The organism is Streptomyces sp. NPDC096310, assembly GCF_044763125.1.
GTDB lineage: Bacteria > Actinomycetota > Actinomycetes > Streptomycetales > Streptomycetaceae > Streptomyces.
In genome coordinates, this window is sequence record NZ_JBIWFO010000001.1 from 863,913 (window position 1) to 881,861 (window position 17,949).

General features: G+C 73.9%; 12 protein-coding genes. 7 read left to right on the forward strand and 5 right to left on the reverse strand.

The annotated features are described in order from the left end of the window. Positions 1-55: 55 nt before the first annotated feature. Positions 56-586: an excalibur calcium-binding domain-containing protein gene (locus ACIQ7D_RS03485; RefSeq protein WP_403933138.1), complete on the reverse strand. Its 531-nt coding sequence runs from the start codon at positions 584-586 to the stop codon at positions 56-58. A gap of 132 nt (positions 587-718) precedes the next feature. On the opposite strand from ACIQ7D_RS03485, the gene ACIQ7D_RS03490 reads away from it, so the two are divergent. Continuing rightward, positions 719-2,425, forward strand: a complete 1,707-nt coding sequence (locus ACIQ7D_RS03490; RefSeq protein WP_403933140.1) for an acyltransferase — start codon at positions 719-721, stop codon at positions 2,423-2,425. A gap of 63 nt (positions 2,426-2,488) precedes the next feature. On the opposite strand, the gene ACIQ7D_RS03495 is transcribed toward ACIQ7D_RS03490, so the two are convergent. Further along, positions 2,489-3,322 carry an IclR family transcriptional regulator gene (locus ACIQ7D_RS03495; RefSeq protein ID WP_403933141.1) on the reverse strand — a complete coding sequence of 278 codons (834 nt, stop codon included), beginning with the start codon at positions 3,320-3,322 and terminating at the stop codon, positions 2,489-2,491. 137 nt (positions 3,323-3,459) lie between these two features. On the opposite strand from ACIQ7D_RS03495, the gene ACIQ7D_RS03500 reads away from it, so the two are divergent. Beyond that, positions 3,460-5,253 (forward strand): bifunctional sugar phosphate isomerase/epimerase/4-hydroxyphenylpyruvate dioxygenase family protein, encoded by a 1,794-nt coding sequence (locus tag ACIQ7D_RS03500; RefSeq protein WP_403933143.1) that lies wholly within the window; start codon positions 3,460-3,462, stop codon positions 5,251-5,253. Between the two features lie 125 nt (positions 5,254-5,378). Here the strand turns inward: ACIQ7D_RS03500 and ACIQ7D_RS03505 are convergent, their stop codons facing one another. Further along, complete coding sequence (locus tag ACIQ7D_RS03505; protein WP_403933145.1) at positions 5,379-7,829, reverse strand: SpoIIE family protein phosphatase; 2,451 nt, start codon at positions 7,827-7,829, stop codon at positions 5,379-5,381. Positions 7,830-8,104: 275 nt separating this feature from the next. Between ACIQ7D_RS03505 and ACIQ7D_RS03510 the strand changes: the two genes are divergently transcribed. Continuing rightward, entirely contained in the window at positions 8,105-10,330 is a 2,226-nt protein-coding gene (locus ACIQ7D_RS03510) for a SpoIIE family protein phosphatase (RefSeq protein ID WP_403933147.1), read from the forward strand. An 82-nt stretch (positions 10,331-10,412) separates the two neighbouring features. Here ACIQ7D_RS03510 and pgm read toward each other — a convergent pair whose 3' ends face one another. Next, positions 10,413-12,053 carry a phosphoglucomutase (alpha-D-glucose-1,6-bisphosphate-dependent) gene (pgm, locus tag ACIQ7D_RS03515; protein WP_403933149.1) on the reverse strand — a complete coding sequence of 547 codons (1,641 nt, stop codon included), beginning with the start codon at positions 12,051-12,053 and terminating at the stop codon, positions 10,413-10,415. 90 nt (positions 12,054-12,143) lie between these two features. Further along, on the reverse strand, positions 12,144-13,193 hold the full coding sequence (locus ACIQ7D_RS03520; protein ID WP_403933150.1) for a LacI family DNA-binding transcriptional regulator: 1,050 nt from the start codon (positions 13,191-13,193) through the stop codon (positions 12,144-12,146). A 194-nt stretch (positions 13,194-13,387) separates the two neighbouring features. Here ACIQ7D_RS03520 and ACIQ7D_RS03525 point away from each other — a divergent pair, with 194 nt between their 5' ends. From ACIQ7D_RS03525 to ACIQ7D_RS03540, 4 genes are all read left to right on the forward strand, one after another. After that, complete coding sequence (locus tag ACIQ7D_RS03525) at positions 13,388-14,473, forward strand: asparaginase (protein WP_403933152.1); 1,086 nt, start codon at positions 13,388-13,390, stop codon at positions 14,471-14,473. A gap of 146 nt (positions 14,474-14,619) precedes the next feature. After that, positions 14,620-15,498 carry a polysaccharide deacetylase gene (locus ACIQ7D_RS03530; RefSeq protein WP_403933154.1) on the forward strand — a complete coding sequence of 293 codons (879 nt, stop codon included), beginning with the start codon at positions 14,620-14,622 and terminating at the stop codon, positions 15,496-15,498. A 323-nt stretch (positions 15,499-15,821) separates the two neighbouring features. Further along, on the forward strand, positions 15,822-17,093 hold the full coding sequence (locus tag ACIQ7D_RS03535) for an MFS transporter (protein WP_403933156.1): 1,272 nt from the start codon (positions 15,822-15,824) through the stop codon (positions 17,091-17,093). 68 nt (positions 17,094-17,161) lie between these two features. Continuing rightward, positions 17,162-17,935 carry an SDR family NAD(P)-dependent oxidoreductase gene (locus ACIQ7D_RS03540; protein WP_403933158.1) on the forward strand — a complete coding sequence of 258 codons (774 nt, stop codon included), beginning with the start codon at positions 17,162-17,164 and terminating at the stop codon, positions 17,933-17,935. Positions 17,936-17,949: the final 14 nt, after the last annotated feature.

Consider the following 17,949-nt stretch of genomic DNA (forward strand, 5'->3'; position numbering starts at 1 on the left):
TGCCGTGGGAGCGGCGGGGTGGGGAGAGGGCCGCCCCGCCGTACCCGTCCGCCGCCTACTCGCAGCCCACTCCGTCCCCGTCACGGTCGAGGTGGGGTCCGTAGCCGGGGTCGCCGGCGTGCACGGGGGCGGCGCCCGCGGCCCGGGCCGCTGTGCAGTTCTTGTAGTACACGGAACCGCCCGCGCCGGACCCCGACCCCGATCCCGACCCTGACCCTGACCCCGATCCGTTCGACCCCGAGTCGCTGTCGGCCGCCGGCGCGACGGTCACCTTGACGGTCTTCGTCTCCGTGACGGTGGGAGCCGGTTCGGGGCTCGCGGTGACGGTCTCGGTGACCGCCGGTGCGGGCGACGCGGTCTCGGTGGCCGTCGCCGTGACCGTTGCCTTCGGCGCACTCTTCACTGCCGCTGCCTGCTCCGCCTGGGCGGGGTCGTCCGTGGCGCCGACGGCGACGCCCAGGAAGAAGAGAAGACCGGCGGCCGGGAACAGCACCCGCTTACGTGTCCACTTCGCCCGGCGGCCTGGCGGTTGGGGGGCCACATAGGGGTTGGGTCCGGTGGGCTGCGGTGGCGGATGGTGCGACATGGGTCCCCCTGAGGTAGTTCGTGAAGCGCCGACCGTAACGAGGGAAAGCCATGGCCTGGGACAGGTATGCGCGGGTAGTGATGAAGTTGTGACTGTTGCGTGGAGGGAAGGTGCTCTCCCTAACCTGGTGCGATGGACCCGGAACCGTCCTTCGAGGACACCTACTTCGACTACTGCCCCTGGGACTTCGCCCGGCACGCCTCCGCCGCGCAGCGTGCCGCGCAGGCCGCGCGGCAGCGACGTCTGACCGACGCGGGTGCGCGGGTCGGGCCGAGCTGTTTCGTCTCCGCCGCCGCCGGGGTCTTCCCGGACGGCCTGGACCTGGGGGAGGGGTCCTACATCGCCGGACACGCCTATGTCACCGGCGAGGTGGCGACCGGCGCCGACTGCACCGTCAATCCGTACGCCACCGTCCGGGGGCGGATCACCCTGGGCGACGGGGTGCGGATCGGTGCCCACAGTTCCCTGCTGGGCTTCAACCACGGCTTCGCCCCCGACGAGCCCGTGCATCGCCAGCCCCTGACCAGCAAGGGGATCACCGTCGGCGACGACGTGTGGATCGGCTCGAACGCCGTCGTGCTGGACGGGGTGACGATCGGAGACCACTGTGTGGTGGGCGCCGGCTCCGTCGTCACCAAGGACCTGGCGCCGTGGACGATCGCCGCGGGCAACCCGGCCCGGCCGATGCGCGACCGGCGTGCGTCCGGCGGGTCGCGGGGAGGGGCGCCGTCCGACCGTACGGGGGACTCCGTCGCCCGCTTCGCCGACCGGGTGCGCGCGCAGGCCGCCGAGGTCGTCGAGCGCTGCTGGAACCCCGACACCGGCCGGTACGGCGACCGTCCCGGTGTCCCCGCGACCGTCCGGGCACACTGCGACGCCGTCGAGGTCACCGACCTGCTGCTGGGCACACCTCCCGCGCAGCTGACCGCCGTCGGCCACGCCGAGCGGCTGCGGAGCCTCCAGGACCCCGTCAGCGGACTGGTCCCCGAGCTGGCCCCCGACGGCGGGCCCGGTGTGCTGCCCGCGCCCGCGCACGACGGCTGGGTCGAGGACGGCCACGCCGAGTACCACGTCCTGGCGGTGGGATACGCACTGGACCTGCTGGGCTCCCGTTTCGCCCACCCCGTCCACGCGGCGCTGCGTATGACGCCCGATCAGCTCCTCGCACGCCTGGAGAGACTGCCGTGGCGGACCCGGGCCTGGTCGGCCGGCGCCTGGGTGGACTGCTGGGCGACCGCCGCCCACCGCAATCACACGTGGGGCGCCGGGACCGGCGCGCCGGGCGCGCTGGAGGCACTGTTCGGCTGGCTCACCACCCGGGTCGATCCATGGACCGGGATGTGGGGCGCGGCCGCGTCGCCGACCGAGGGACGGCTCCAGGTGGTCAACGGCTACTACCGCCTCACCCGGGGCTCCTACGCGCAGTTCGGACTGGCGGTGCCGTACGCGGAGCGGGTCGTGGACACGGTACTGGACCACGCCCGCGATCCGCGCTGGTTCGCGCCGGACCGGGAGAACGCCTGCAACGTGCTGGACGTCGCGCACCCGTTGTGGCTCGCCGGGCGGCAGACCGGCCATCGGGCGGCCGAGGTGCGCACCTGGGCCGAGGAGCGGTTGACGCGCGCGCTGGCGCGCTGGCGGGACGGGGCCGGCTTCGGCTTCGGGCCCGCCGGCGAGGGAGGCGCGGGCCCCGGCCGGGAGCCGGGGCTCCAGGGTACGGAGATGTGGCTTGCCATCGTCTGGCTGCTGGCCGATCTGGTCGGCGTCGCGGACCGGCTGGGCTACCGGCCGCGCGGCATCCACCGACCGGAACCGGCGGGGCGGCCATGGGGCGGCTGAGCGGCGAGGGAGCAGAGGGAGCAGAGGGACCGGACGGGTTGCCGCCGTCCGGTGCGGCGAGGGTCAGGCGCGGCGCGCCGTCCCCCGGCGCCCGGACTCGGACGACCCGGTCAGCGGATGGCTGAAGCCCTGTTCCGAGATCAGCCGGGCCACCTCGGCCAGGTCCGCCGCGAACCGCTCGACCGCCTCGTACGGGAAGCGCTGGCTCGGGCCGCTCAGGGAGAGCGAGGCGATCACGGCGCCCGACCGCCCGGTGACCGGTACGGCCACGGCGGTCAGCCCGTCGTCCCACTCCCCGCTGCTCACCGCGTAACCCCGGCGCCGCGCCTCCCGCGCCGTCGCGCGCAGCGCGGCCACGGCGGGCTCACCGTCCGGGGAGGCGAGCGCGACCCGCCGCAGCAGTGCGTCCGGGGCGTCCCCGAGCAGGATCTTCGAGGAGGCTCCGGCCCACAGCGGCTGCTGATCGCCCACCTCGATCACATGGCGCAGCGGATGCGGGCTCTCCTCGTGCGCGACGCACACCCGGTGCAGATCGTGGGCGACGAAGAGGTTGACCGTCTCCCGGGTCCGGTCCGCGAGGCCGCGCATCAGCCCCCGGGTCTCCCGGGTGACCTCCCACTGGGTGCGCGCGAGATGCGCCCACCGCCACAGTCCGGGCCCCGCGGTGTAGCCGCCCGCGGCGGACCACAGCAGCCCGCTCTGTTCCAGTGTGTGGACCAGGCGCAGCACTGTCGTCTTGGGCAGCCCGGTGGCCTCGGTGATCTCCCGCAGCGAGACGACCGGCCGGTCCTCCGTGAGCAGGGTGAGGATGTCCAGGGCCCGCCGGACACTGCGTACCCCCGCGCCGCCGGCGTCCCGTTCGCCGTCGGACCGGCCGGCCCCCTCGTCCACCGCCACCGCCACCACGCTCCCGTCGTCCCGCGTCCCCCGCACCTTATCGCCGGACGGGCAGCACCCTTGCCGGTCCCGGTCCCGCGCCGTACGCTCCGCAGCACGGACCAGTTGATCCGCAGAGTGGACCATCGGAGGTTGTCGTGCGCAAGTCCATCGCCACCGTCTCGCTGAGCGGTTCGCTCGGCGAGAAGCTCGCCGCCGCGGCGCGCGCGGGCTTCGACGGCGTCGAGATCTTCGAGAACGATCTGCTCGCCTCCCCGCTCGCGCCGGAAGAGGTACGGGACCGCGCGGCGGACCTGGGTCTGACCATCGACCTGTACCAGCCGATGCGCGACATCGAGGCGGTCCCCGCGGAGCTGTTCGCGCGCAACCTGCGCCGCGCCGAGCGGAAGTTCGACGTCATGCGCCGGCTCGGCACGGACACGCTGCTGGTCTGCTCCAGCGTCTCCCCGTACGCCGAGGACGACGACGCGCTCGCCGCCGCCCAGCTCCACGCCCTCGCCGAACGGGCGGCACAGGCCGGGGTCCGGATCGCCTACGAGGCGCTGGCCTGGGGGCGCCATGTCTCCACGTACGACCACGCCTGGCGGATCGTGGCGGCGGCCGGGCACCCGGCGCTCGGGGTCTGTCTCGACAGCTTCCACATCCTGTCCCGGGGCACCGATCCGCGGGGCGTCGCGGAGATCCCCGGCGAGAAGATCTTCTTCCTCCAACTCGCCGACGCCCCGCTGATGGCGATGGACGTCCTCCAGTGGAGCCGGCACTACCGCTGCTTCCCGGGCCAGGGCGGGTTCGATGTCGCCGGGCTGGTCCGCCAGGCGGTCCGCGCCGGATACGCCGGACCGCTTTCGCTGGAGGTCTTCAACGATGTCTTCCGGCAGGCGGAGGCGGGCTCCACGGCCGTGGACGCGCTGCGCTCGCTGATCGCCCTGGAGGACGCCGCCGGGATCGCCGGGCTGCCCGCCCCCGTGGTGCCCTCCGGCTTCGCCTTCGCCGAGCTGGCCACCCCCGACCCCGGTCCGGTCGGGGAGCTGCTGGGCGCCCTCGGCTTCGCCCGTACCGGGAGGCACGCCACGAAGCCGGTGGAGCTGTGGACCCAGGGCGAGGCGCGGGTCCTGCTGAGCACCGCCGCGGGCGGCCGGCGCGCGTCCACCGCGCTCGCCGCGATCGGCCTGGAGACCACCGACCCGGCCGGGGCCGCCCGGCGGGCCGAGGCGCTGCTCGCCCCGGTCCTGCCGCGCCGCCGCGCGGCCGGCGACGTACCGCTGGACGCGGTCGCGGCTCCCGACGGCACCGCCCTGTTCTTCTGCGCCACCGGCCGTGCCGGACTGCCCGACTGGACCGGCGACTTCCCCGCGGTGCCCGCCCGGCGCGCGGCGCGGGGGACCGGGATCGGCCGCGTCGACCATGTGGCGCTCACCCAGCCCTGGCACCACTACGACGAGGCGGTCCTCTTCCACCGCACCGTGCTCGGCCTGAGCCCCCACGACAGCGTCGAGATCGCCGACCCGTACGGCCTGTTCCGCAGCCGCGCGCTCACCGGCGGCGCGGGGGAGGCGCGGCTCGTCCTCAACCTCGCCCCCGTACCGACCGGCGACGCGGGACGCGCGCAGCACCTCGCGTTCGCCACGGACGACATCACCGCCACGGCCGGGCTGGTACGGGAGCGGGGCGCGGCGCTGCTGGAGATCCCGGCCAATTACCACGACGATCTCGACGCCCGTTTCACATTCGCCCCCGGCGAGCTGGACACCTACCGCGACCTGGGGATCCTCTACGACCTTGACGAACTGGGCGGGGAGTTCCGCCACTTCTACACGGTGTCGGCCGGCCGGGTCTTCTTCGAGGTGGTCCAGCGCACCGGTGGCTACCAGGGGTACGGCGCGGTCAACGCCCCCGTCCGGCTGGCGGCGCAGGCCGCGGCGGACCACTGAAGAAATCACGGAACGGACCACGGAACGGACCACGGAACGGACCGCTGGGCGGACCAGTGGGCGGACCAAGACGAGACGCAGACGACGATCGGACCACCGGGCGGACCGGCGACGCCGCCGCGCCGCTACCCCTCGCCGTTCTCCTGATCGAGGATCTGCTCCGCCCAGATCGTCTTGCCCGTCGGGTTGTGCCGGCTGCCCCAGCGCTGTGTGAGCTGTGCGACCAGCAGCAGCCCCCGCCCGCCCTCGTCGAAGGCGCGGGCCCGCCGCAGATGCGGCACGGTCGTGCTGGAGTCGGAGACCTCGCAGATCAGCGACAGGTCGTGGATCAGCCGGAGCTGGATGGGCGGCGTGGCGTGCCGGATGGCGTTGGTGACCAGTTCGCTGGTGATGAGCTCGGTCGCGAAGGTCGCGTCCTCCAGCCGCCAGTCCCTGAGCTGTTCGGTGACATAGCCGCGGGTCCTGGCCACCTCGGCGGGGTCGGCGGGCACGTCCCAGGTGGCCACGTGCGCGGTGTCCAGCACCTTCGTACGGGCCAGCAGCAGCGCCACGTCGTCCGGCGCGCCGGGGCCGGGCAGCAGTGCGCCGAGCACCGCGCCGCAGACCGCGTCCAGCGAGGCGGCGGGGCGCGCCAGGGCCTCGGCGAGCAGCCGGCGCCCCTCGTCGGTGTCGTCCCTGCCGTCCATCAGACCGTCGGTGTACAGGGCGAGCACGGTGCCCTCGGGCAGTTCGAAGTCGACCGACTCGAAGGGCAGTCCGCCGATCCCGAGCGGGGGACCGACCGGCAGCTCGACGGGGTACGTCAGACCGTCCGGGGTGACCACCACCGGCGGCGGATGGCCCGCCCCCGCCAGGGTGCAGCGCCGCGAGATCGGGTCGTACACCGCGTACAGGCAGGTGGCGCCCACCTCGCCCGAGGTCTCTTCGGCACCCGCCTCGGAGGAGAGCCGGATCACGAGATCGTCGAGATGGGTGAGGAGTTCGTCCGGCGGCAGATCGACATCGGCGAGCGTGCGCACCGCCGTACGGAGCCGGCCCATCGTGGCCGAGGCCTGGATGCCGTGCCCCACCACGTCGCCCACCACCAGCGCGACCCGCGCGCCGGAGAGCGGGATCACGTCGAACCAGTCCCCGCCGACCCCGGGGTGCGGGGAGGCCGGCAGATAGCGGGAGGCGATCTCCACGGCGTTCGCCCGGGGCAGATGGTGCGGCAGCAGGCTGCGCTGGAGCGCGAGCGAGGTGTTCTGCTCCCGGGTGAAGCGGCGCGCGTTGTCGATGCACACGGCCGCCCGCGCGGTGATCTCCTCCGCCAGCAGCACATCGTCGGGAGCGAACGGTGCGGCGCCCACGAGCCGGGAGAAGACCACCACGCCGAGCGTCGTACCGCGCGCCAGGACCGGCACGGTCATCACCCAGTGGAAGCCGTGCTTCCTGGCGTACGCGGCGCGTTCGGGGCTCTGGTCGGCCCAGCGGCGCATCGCCGGGTCGGTCGTCACGTTCAGGACGGGGCGGCCCGAGGCCAGGCCGGCCGCCAGGGGCGAGAAGTCCGGATAGACCTGTACGCCGCCCACCTTCACCCAGGCGTCGGGGGCTCCCTCCTCCGTACGCGAGCGGTGCGCCACCCTGCGCAGCGGCACGGGACCGGTGACCGGGCCCGGCGGCGGCTCGGCGCCGGTTTCGAGATGCTCCAGCAGATCGACGCTGACGAAGTCCGCGAGCCGCGGAACGCACACGTCGGCCAGCTCCCACGCGGTCCGGTTCACGTCCAGGGTGGTGCCGATCCGGACGCTCGCGCTGTTGAGGAGTTGCAGCCGCTGCCGGGCCAGGACCTCCTCGGTGACGTCGTGCGCGGCCAGGCACACACCCCGCACCCGGCCCTCCTCGTCACGCAGCGGGGCGAGCCGCGCGGACCAGGAGTGCTCCTCGGCCTCGCCCCCGGTCCGCATATAGGTCCTGGCGTCGATCGCGGTGCCGGTGGTCAGCACCGTACGCATCTGCTCCTCCAGCTCACCGCTCTGCGGCTTGCCGCCGATCTCGGAGAGGCGCAGACCGCGGATCTCGTCCTCCGGGAGGCCGATGACCCCGCGCATCGCCTCGTTCACCCGGCGCAGCCGCAGCGCGGTGTCGTACACGGCGACGGCGCACGGGCACTGGTCGAACGCCCAGCGGCCCAGCTCGGCATCCCCGGCCACCGCCTCCCCGCCGCCCAGCGCGGACACCAGCAGCCAGCCGCCCGGCGCGCGGCCGCCCGGGTCCTGCCGGTGGGCCAGCACCCGGACGTCCAGCGGACGCCCGTCCCGGTGGCGCAGCGTGAGCGTTCCGTTCCAGCGCGGCTCCCCGCCGTCGGGCCGCACCCCCGGGGGCAGGCCCCCCTCGGGCACCCCGTCCGCCAGCAGCATCGCCGCCCCGCGCCCCACGGTCTGCGACTCCGTGTACCCGAGCAGCCGCTCGGCGCCCTCGCTCCACGAGGTGAGGACGCCCCGGCGGTCCACCGTGGCCCTGGCCGTGGCGGCGCTGTCGAAGGGGTCCCCCGGCCGGTCGCCGGGGCCAGGGGGAGGGCTGCCTTGGCGCGTCATCGTCGACCGTCCCACGTTCGCCGCACTGCCCCCACACGCGGCTCGGCGCCACGCCGTACGGAACCACGCTCCCCAGCGTGGTGCACACAGGGCTCCCCAACAACCGGGGCTGCTCCTTAAGAAGGCCTTAAGAAGGGCACGGGGAGGGTGGGACAAGGCAGAACGGGGAAAACTGATGGAAAGGCATGGTTCATCCTGGGTTGTAGCCTTGACCGTCCGGGCGGCCGGTGGTGGACCGGATGCCCGGGGCGAAGCCCGGCGGGGAGCGAAACACGATGGATGACACGCGCGGAGCGGCTTTCTGGCAGGCTCTGTCGTTCACCCAGTCGGTCCTGCCGATGGCGGTGTACGACGCGGACCTGCGGCTGCTGCACGCGAACGACCGGATGGGCCGGATCACCGGCCGCACGGAGGCCCGGATGCGCGGCCACCCCTCGGGCTTCCTGCTCCTCGACGGCAGGGACGGCACGGACGGCACGGACGGCGCGGACGGCGGCGACAGCGACGGCGACGACCTCGTGGACGGCGCCGATCGCGACGGTACGGCCGACACACCGCGACCGGCGCCGGACGGAAAGGTCGAGACCGCCATGCGCCGGGTGCTGCGCACCGGCGAGGCCGAGTCCCTGCAGACCGTCCGCCGGGCTCCCGGCGAGCAACACGCCCGCTCCTGGGCCCTCTCCCTCTCGCCGCTCAGGGACACGGCGGGCCGCGTGTACGCCCTCGCCGTGACCGGCTTCGAGAACAGCGCGCAGCGCAGGGCGCGCGCGAGCCTCGCCCTGCTCAACGAGGCCAGCATGCGCATCGGCACCACCCTGGATGTCACCCGCACCGCCCAGGAACTGGCGAGCACTCCGCTCCCCGCCTTCGCCGACTTCATCAGCGTCGGCCTCCTCGACTCCGTACTGCGCGGCGACGAACCGGCCCCAGGACCGGTCTCCGGCGATGTCCGGCTGCGCCGCGTCGCCCACCGGTCCGCCCGGCACCCGGACGCGCCCGAGGCCGCGGTCGCCGTCGGGGACATCGACCACTGCCCCGAGTTCTCGCCCCCGGCCCGCGCCCTTGCCACCGGCCGCGCCGTGCTCACCGGTCCCGGGGACCCGGCGTACACCGAGTGGATGGCGCGCGACCCCCTGCGCAGGGCGAAGGCCACCGACTTCGAGGCCCGGTCGATCGTCGTGGCGCCGCTGGTCGCCCGGGGCCATGTCCTGGGGGCCGCGCTCTTCACCCGGCGCCTGCGGCCGGAGCCCTTCACCGAGGAGGATCTCGCCCTCGCCGAGCAGTTGGCGTCCCGAGCGGCGATCTGCATCGACAACGCACGCCGCTACACCCGCGAACGCGCCACCGCCGTCGCCCTCCAGCGCAGCCTGCTGCCGCGCGGACTGCCCGCGCAGTCGGCCGTCGAGGTCGCCACGCGCTACCGCCCCGCCGACTCCCGGCACGGTGTCGGCGGCGACTGGTTCGACGTCATCCCGCTGGCCGGCTCCCGGGCCGCGCTGGTGGTGGGAGACGTCGTCGGGCACGGCATCCACGCCTCCGCCACCATGGGCCGGCTCCGTACGGCCGTGCACACCCTCGCCGACATCGACCTGCCGCCGGACGAACTCCTCACCCACCTCGACGACGTGGTCGTACGGCTCGCCTCGGAGAACTCCGGGGGCGACGCCGGCCCGGACGGCGCCCCCGCCGTCGACGAGTACACCGGCGCGAGCTGTCTGTACGCGGTGTACGACCCGGTCTCCCGCCGCTGCTGCGCGGCCAGGGCCGGCCACCCGCCGCCCGTGCTCGCCACCCCCGACGGCGTGGCGCGCCTGGTCGAGCTGCCCGCGGGGCCACCGCTCGGCCTGGGCGGGATGCCCTTCGAGTCCGCCGAGTTCGATGTCCCCGTGGGCAGCACGCTCGCGCTCTACACCGACGGACTGATCGAGTCCCGCGAACACGGCACCGGCACCGGCCGGGGGATGGACACGGCCCCCGGCTCCGGTGTGGACGGCCTCCGCGCGATCCTGGCCGCGCCGTCGCCGTCGCTGGAGGCCACCTGTGACACCGTCCTCGACAAGCTGCTCCCGCCGTCCCGTGCCGATGACGTCGCCCTGCTGCTCGCCCGCACCCGCGCGCTCGACGCGGACCAGGTGGTGACCTGGGAGCTGGCCGCGGAGCCCGCGCTCGTCGCCGAGGTGCGCGAGCGCGTCTCCGGCCAACTGGCCGCGTGGGGACTGGAAGAGCTCACCTTCACCACCGAACTGGTCGTCAGCGAGCTGTTCACCAACGCGATCCTGCACGGGCGCGGCCCCGTACAGCTCCGGCTGATCCGCGACCGTACGCTCCTGTGCGAGGTCGTCGACACCAGCACCTCGGCCCCGCATCTGCGCCGGGCCCGGGTCTACGACGAGGGCGGTCGCGGGCTGCTGCTGGTCGCCCGGCTCACCCAGCGCTGGGGCAGCCGTCAGATCCCCGGCGGCAAGGCGATCTGGGCGGAGCAGCCCCTCCCGGCGGTCTGACGGCTCGTACGGGACCGCGTCCGCCCGGGCGCGTGCCCCGGGCCCCCCGGCCGGACCGGCGGCCGGAGGCCCGGGGCACGGCTCACCCCTCCAGCGCCGCGGAGACCACCGCCTTCGCCTCCTCCTGGACCCGGCCGAGGTGATCGGCGCCGAGGAAGGACTCCGCGTAGATCTTGTAGACGTCCTCGGTGCCGGAGGGCCGGGCGGCGAACCAGGCGTTCTCCGTGCACACCTTGATGCCGCCGATCGGCGCGCCGTTGCCGGGCGCCTCGGTGAGCACCTCCGTGACCGCTTCCCCGGCGAGGGTGTCCGCGGTGACCTGCCGCGGTGAGAGCTTCGCGAGCACCCCCTTCTCCTCCGGGGTGGCGGGCGCGTCGATCCGGGCGTACGCGGGCTCCCCGAACCGCGCGGTGAGCGCGGCGTACTGCTCGGAGGGGGTCTTCCCGGTCACCGCGAGGATCTCGGAGGCCAGCAGCGCCAGGATGATGCCGTCCTTGTCGGTGGTCCACACCGAGCCGTCGCGGCGCAGGAACGACGCCCCGGCCGACTCCTCCCCGCCGAAGCCGAGCGATCCGCCGGCCAGCCCGTCCACGAACCACTTGAAGCCGACGGGCACCTCGACCAGCGGCCGGCCGAGGTCCGCGGCGACCCGGTCGATCATCCCCGACGACACCAGCGTCTTGCCGATCCCGGCGCCCGCGGGCCACCGCTCGCGGTGGGTGCAGAGGTAGGAGATCGCCGTCGCGAGATAGTGGTTGGGGTTCATCAGCCCCCCGTCCGGCGTGACGATGCCGTGCCGGTCCGCGTCGGCGTCGTTGCCGGTCGCGATCGCGAACCGGTCGCGCCGCTCGATCAGCGAGGCCATCGCGTACGGCGACGAGCAGTCCATCCGGATCTTCCCGTCCCAGTCCAGCGTCATGAACCGCCAGGTCGGATCGGACAGCGGGTTGACCACGGTCAGGTCGAGCCGGTGCTCCTCGGCGATCCTTCCCCAGTACGCGACCGACGCGCCGCCCAGCGGGTCGGCGCCGATCCGTACCCCCGCCGCGCGCACCGCGTCGAGGTCGAGCACGGACGGCAGGTCGGCCACGTACGTACCGAGGAAGTCGTACCGCCCGGTGCCCGGGGCGGCCAGGGCACGCCGGTACGGGAGCCTGCGGACGTCCTTGAGGCCGCCCGCGACGAGGTCGTTGGCGCGGTCCTGGATCCAGTTGGTCGCGTCGGACCCGGCCGGGCCGCCGCTCGGCGGGTTGTACTTGAAACCGCCGTCGGCGGGCGGGTTGTGGGACGGAGTGACCACCACACCGTCCGCGAGCCCCGCGGTACGGCCGCGGTTGTGGGTGAGGATCGCGTGCGAGACCGCCGGGGTGGGGGTGTAACCGTCGGCGCTGTCGACGAGCACCGTCACGGAGTTGGCCGCGAACACCTCGACGGCGGTCACCCGGGCGGGCTCGGAGAGCGCGTGGGTGTCCGCGCCGAGGAACAGCGGCCCGTCGGTGCCCTGGAGGGACCGGTACTCGCAGATCGCCTGGCTGGTCGCGGCGATGTGGTCCTCGTTGAAGGCGGTGGCGAGGGACGAACCGCGGTGCCCCGACGTCCCGAACGCCACACGCTGGCCCGGCTCCCGCGGCTCCGGGTGCAGCGCGTAGTACGCGGTCACCAGCTTGGCGACATCGATGAGGTCCTCCGGCCGGGCCGGCTGTCCCGCTCGTTCGTGCGGCATCTGCCCACTCCTCCAGATCGGTCGATCGTCTTGTCGGTTCATCTTCGCGGGTCGCCGCCGTGGCCGGTGACCGCCCCGCCGCAGGGCCCGTCAGGCCGACGGGTCCCGCCGGTCGGGGGCGGCCGTGGACGCGCGCACCATCAGCTCAGGGGTGAACCGGCGCGACCGGGCCGAGCGCCCCTCCACCATCCCCACCAGTGCGGTCGCCGCCCGCTCTCCCATCGCGCGCATCGGCGAGCGTACGGACGTGAGCGGGATGGGCAGTTGGGCCGAGAGCGGTACGTCGTTGAAGCCGGCCACCGCGACATCCCGTCCCGGCACCAGACCCGAGGCGCGCAGCGCGCCCATGACCCCGATCGCGGCGAAGTCGTTGACCGCGAAGACCGCCGTGGGGCGGGGCTCGGCGGCCAGCAGCAGGTGCGCGGCGCGCTCGCCGCCGTGCACGTCGAACGGCGCGTTGACGACCAGCGCCGGGTCCACCGGCAACCCCGCCTTCGCGTACGCGTCCGTGAAGCCCTTCGTCCGCTCGACCCCGGTGGAGGCGTACGGCTCGCCCGCCACCACCGCCACCCTGCGGTGCCCCAGCGCCAGCAGATGCTCCGCCACCAGCCGTCCGCCCACGATGTCGTCACAGGTGAACGAGGTGACCCCGCGCAGCCGCCGGGAGACCAGCGCCACCGGCACCCCGCGCGCCACCAGTTCGGAGGCGAGCGTCGTGTCGCCGCGCGCGTCCCCGAGGAGCAGCCCGTCGACCCGCAGGGCCAGCAGCCGCTCCACCTTGGCCCGCTGGACCTCCGGATCGTCCCCGGTGTTGGCGACGACCGCCTGGTACCCGGCGGCCGCCGCGCCCGCCTCGATGCCCTCGTAGACCGTGGCCAGCACGATGTCCGTGAGCCGGGGGACCAGCACACCCAGCAGCCGTGAACGGCCGGTCCGCAGGCTGGAGGCGGCGGGGTTCACCACATAGCCGAGCCGTCTCGCCGACTCCCGTACCCGGTCGGCGGTGGCGGCTCCCACCCCGGTGCCGTCGCGCAGCGCCCTGGACGCGGTGGACTGGTGCACACCCGCGTCGGCGGCCACATCGGCCAGGGTCACACCGTTCTCGCCCGGGTCGCGGCCGGCTGCGGACTGTCGTATCAAGGCCGTGGTCCTCGTTCCTGTGCTGCGGGGGGTGACGGTCCGGGCGCGGCCCGTCACGGATCCGGTCCCGGGCCGGGTGGCCGTGTTTCCGGAGCCATCATCTTCCATGAAGATCCGATCAGGGGGGTTGCCCTCCGGGGTGAGTGTGGAGCATGGTTGCGCAATCGTTCTCGCAATCGATTGTGGAGCCTCGTATGCAGCTTCGTCTCATCGGCACGGGTGGCACCATCGCCAGCCGCTCCACGCCCACCGGGAGGATCGCCTCCGTCACGGTGGCGGAGCTGCTGGGCACCGCGCGCGCCTTCCCCGTACCGGAGTGTGCCGAGGTGACCTGCGCGGAGCTGGGCCTGCGGGCCAGCTTCTCGCTCGGTCTCCCCGATCTCGCCACGCTCGCCGGAGCCGTCGGCGACAGCCTGCGCGAGGGGGCCGACGCGGTGGTCATCACCCATGGGACGGACTCCCTGGAGGAGACCGCGTTCGCGCTCGGTCTCGTGCACGCCGATGACCGCCCCATCGCGCTCACCGGCGCGCAGCGCCCCGCCGACGACCCGGCGGCCGACGGGCCGCGCAATCTCGCCACCGCCCTGACCTGGGCCGCCCACCCCGCGGCCCGCGGCCATGGCGTCAGCGCGGTCTTCGACGGCGCGGTCTGGCCCGCGATCGGGCTGCGCAAGACCGACACCCTGGCGCCCGCCGCCTTCGGCGCACCGGGCCGGGGGCCCGTCGCCCGGGTGGACGACGGCCGCGTCCGGCTGATCGGCCGGCCGCCCCGCCCCGCCCCGCTGATCCGGGCCGACGACCTCGGCCGGCTGCCCCGGGTGGACATCGTCCCGCTCTACGTCGGCTGTGACACCACACTGCTCGACGCGGCGGTCGCCGCGGGCGCGCGTGGTGTGGTGCTGTGCGCCTTCGGGGCGGGCAACGCCCCGCCGGAGATCACCGAGGTCGTCGCGCGGCTGGTGGCGGACGGCGTCGCGGTCGCCGTCGCCAGCCGGGTACCGGCCGGGGCGACCTCGGCGGCGTACGGCGCGGGCGGCGGCGCCGACCTGCTGCGGGCCGGCGCCGTCTTCGCCTCCGACCTCTCCCCGTGGCAACTGCGGCTGCTCCTGGCCGCCGCGCTGCACCGGGCCGAGGGGCGAGGGCCCGCGGGGGCCGCGGCGCTGATCCGCGACTGGCTCACCGACGCGGGACAGCACGAGCCCGGACACCATGTGTCCGAACACCATGTGCCCGGACACCACGAGAGCGGTCCACGCGGCGCCGCGCACCACGGCGGATGACCACCGGCCGGGCGCGCCTCCCGCGCGGGCGACCGGTCACCACGTACACCACCGGCAGACACCCCCACACGTACCAGCACCACCACCACACCAGCACCACCACCACACCCACCACACGTAGCTGTACACGTAAGAGGAGTACCGACATGGCGAAAGAGATTCTGGTTGCCTACGGCGTCGACGTCGACGCGGTCGGCGGTTGGCTCGGCTCGTACGGGGGAGAGGACTCCCCCTGTGACATCTCGCGCGGACTGTTCGCGGGTGAGGTGGGAGTGCCCCGGATGCTGGAGCTGTTCCGACGCCGGGAGATGACCACCACCTGGTTCTGGCCGGGCCACTCGATCGAGACGTTCCCCGAGGAGTTCGAGGCGTGTACGGCCGCCGGCCATGAGATCGGGGTGCACGGCTACAGCCACGAGAACCCGATCGCGATGAGCCGGACCCAGGAGTCCGACATCCTCGACCACTGCATCGACCTCATCTCCACCCGCACCGGACGACGGCCCACCGGCTATGTCGCCCCCTGGTGGGAGTTCTCCCCGGTCACCAACGAACTCCTGCTGGAGCGGGGCATCGCGTACGACCACTCCCTGATGCACCGCGACTTCGAGCCGTACTACGTGCGGGTCGGCGACAGTTGGTCGAAGATCGACTACGACCGTCCGGCGGCGGAGTGGATGAAGCCGCTGGAACGCGGCGAGGAGACCGACCTGGTGGAGATCCCCGCCAACTGGTACCTCGACGACCTGCCTCCGATGATGTTCGTCAAGGCCAGCCCCAACAGCCACGGCTTCGTCAGCCCGCGTGATCTCGAACAGATGTGGCGCGACCAGTTCGACTGGGTCTACCGAGAGAACGACTACGCCGTCTTCACCATGACCGTGCACCCCGACGTGTCGGGACGGCCGCAGAACCTGCTGATGCACGAGCGGCTGATCGACCACATCAGCGGCCACGAGGGCGTCCGCTGGGTCACCTTCGACGAGATCGCCACGGACTTCGTCCGCCGCCGCCCCCGAGGCTGACACCGCTCCGTCCCGCTCCCGCCCTCCCCGCTCCGCTTCCCCTCTCCCCGTGGCCGCGGCCCCGTGCCCCGGCCGCCGGCGCCGCGCCGGCCCTCTCCCCGGGCCGGCGCCGGGGACCGGACCGCTCCCGGTCCCCGCACACCGCGCCGCGACGGCGCCGTACCGCGCCCCGTCACCTCCGCGCCCGCCCGTCCCACCGCGGCGCCCCGTCCCCGCGTCCCCTTCGTACGTATCGGAGTCCGCCCGTGAACCCGTCAGCGACATCCTCGTCAGCCGCCCAAACCCCCGGCATAACCGAGCTGGGTACCCCGCCCCGCAAACTCGTGGTCCGCGCCTCGGTCATCTGCTTCCTGGCCTGGGTCTTCAGCGTCTACGACTTCACCCTCTTCGGCACGCTGCTCCCCAAGATCGCCGAGGACTTCGGCTGGTCCACCGCCACCGCCGCCAATGTCGTCACCGGCGTCACCGCGGGCACCTTCGTGGTCTCGCTCTGCGTCGGCCCGATCCTCGACCGCTTCGGCCGCCGCCCGGCCCTGATGATCACCTCGGCCGGGGCCGCCCTCACCTCGGCCGCGACCGCCCTGGCCGGCGGCGCGATCTCCATGGTCGGCATCCGCGCCTTCTCCGGGTTCGGCTACTCCGAGGAGGTCGTCAACACCGTCTACCTCAACGAGATCTACGGAAAGCACCCCCGGCGCGGACTGCTCTTCAGTTTCGTGCAGAGCGGCTGGCCGGTCGGCGCCCTGGTCGGAGCGGGGGTGACGGCGCTGACCCTGCCCACCTTCGGCTGGCGCGGCAGCTTCGTGATCGCGGCCGTCCCCGCGCTCGTCATCGCCCTGCTGATGCGCACCCTGCCCGAGTCCCCGGTCTTCCTCGGCCTGAAGAAGGCCCGTGCGCTGCGCGCCGAGGGGCGCTCCTCCGAGGCCGAGGCCGTCGAGAAGTCGGCCGGTATCGAGACCAAGGCGACCAAGGCCGGGCTGCGGGAGGTCTTCGCGCCCGCGCTGCGCCGTCACACGCTCTGTCTCTCGGCCGCCTGGCTGCTCAACTGGATGGGCATCCAGATCTTCTCGGTGCTGGGGACGACCGTGCTCGTCGAGGCCAAGGGCGTCTCGTTCAGCAGCGCGCTGCTGGTCCTCGTCCTCGCCAACCTTGCCGGTTTCTTCGGCTACGTCTTCCACGGCTGGCTCGGTGACCGGATCGGCCGCCGCACGACCATCATCATCGGCTGGAGCTGCGGCGGCGCCGCCATGACCGCCATGCTCCTCGGCCCCACCTCGACCGCGGCCGTGATCGGCCTCTACGCGCTCGGCCTGTTCTTCCTGACCGGTCCCTACTCGGCGATGTTGTTCTACATGAGCGAGTCGTTCCCCGAGCAGGTGCGGGGAATCGGCTCCAACGTCGCCCACACCATGGGCCCGGTCGGCGCCATCGTCGGCTCCGCGCTGCTCGGCGCGCTGCTCTCGGCCGGTGCCTCGATGACCGTCGCCGCCTTCCTCGCCGGAGCCGTCGGCATCTTCGGCTCCGGGCTCGTGATGCTCGGCGCGCGGGACGTCGACCGCCGCCCTACACCCGCACCGGCCCCCGCGGCCGTCTGACCCGTCCCGAACCGACCCGTCCCCGGCAAGCCCGACAGCCCGACAGCCCGACAAGGAGATTCCCCACCATGACCGGAGAACGACAGCGCGGCGCGGCCCTCATCACCGGAGGGGCCAGCGGCATCGGCAGGGCGACGGCCGTCGCCTTCGCCGAAGCGGGCATCGACACCGTGATCGGCTTCCACACCGCCGATCCGCACGACCCGGCCGGGACCGTCGAGGCGGTCCGCGCGGCCGGCGGCCGGTGTCTCGCCGTCGAGGCGGACGTCGCGAGCGAGGCGGGCCCCGAACGGCTGGCGCGGGCCGCCGTGGACACGTACGGCCGGCTCGACATCGCCGTCGCGGCGGCCGGCATCCTGCGCCGGGCACCGCTCGCCGAACTCACCGACGAGGCCTGGCAGGACATGCTCGGCGTCGACCTCACCGGGGTCATGCGCACCTTCCGCTCGGCGGTTGCGCGGATGACCGGGCCGGGCGCGCTGCTCGCCGTCTCGTCCATCGCGGGCGGGGTGTACGGCTGGGGCGAGCATGCCCACTACGCCGCCGCCAAGGCCGGGGTGCTGGGCCTGGTCCGCTCCCTCGCCGTGGAGCTGGCGCCCCGGGGCATCCGGGCCAACTCCGTGATCCCCGGGCTGATCGAGACCCCGCAGTCGCTCGACGCGCGCAACTCGCTCGGCCCCGAGGGGCTGCGAGCGGCGGGCTCGTCCATCCCGGCCGGCCGGGTAGGACGCCCGGCGGAGGTGGCCGCCGCCATCCGCTTCCTGTGCGCGCCCGAAGCCTCGTACATCACCGGGCAGCAGCTCGTCGTGGACGGCGGTCTGACGGTCCGCTTCCCCGACTGACACCCATCCCACCC

Excerpts from the sequence above, each read along its gene's own strand:
- ACIQ7D_RS03485 (WP_403933138.1), bottom strand. The coding sequence starts at position 586 with ATGTCGCACCATCCGCCACCGCAGCCCACCGGACCCAACCCCTATGTG.
- ACIQ7D_RS03490 (WP_403933140.1), top strand. The coding sequence starts at position 719 with ATGGACCCGGAACCGTCCTTCGAGGACACCTACTTCGACTACTGCCCC.
- ACIQ7D_RS03505 (WP_403933145.1), bottom strand. The coding sequence starts at position 7,829 with ATGACGCGCCAAGGCAGCCCTCCCCCTGGCCCCGGCGACCGGCCGGGG.
- ACIQ7D_RS03510 (WP_403933147.1), top strand. The coding sequence starts at position 8,105 with ATGGATGACACGCGCGGAGCGGCTTTCTGGCAGGCTCTGTCGTTCACC.
- pgm (WP_403933149.1), bottom strand. The coding sequence starts at position 12,053 with ATGCCGCACGAACGAGCGGGACAGCCGGCCCGGCCGGAGGACCTCATC.
- ACIQ7D_RS03525 (WP_403933152.1), top strand. The coding sequence starts at position 13,388 with ATGCAGCTTCGTCTCATCGGCACGGGTGGCACCATCGCCAGCCGCTCC.
- ACIQ7D_RS03530 (WP_403933154.1), top strand. The coding sequence starts at position 14,620 with ATGGCGAAAGAGATTCTGGTTGCCTACGGCGTCGACGTCGACGCGGTC.
- ACIQ7D_RS03540 (WP_403933158.1), top strand. The coding sequence starts at position 17,162 with ATGACCGGAGAACGACAGCGCGGCGCGGCCCTCATCACCGGAGGGGCC.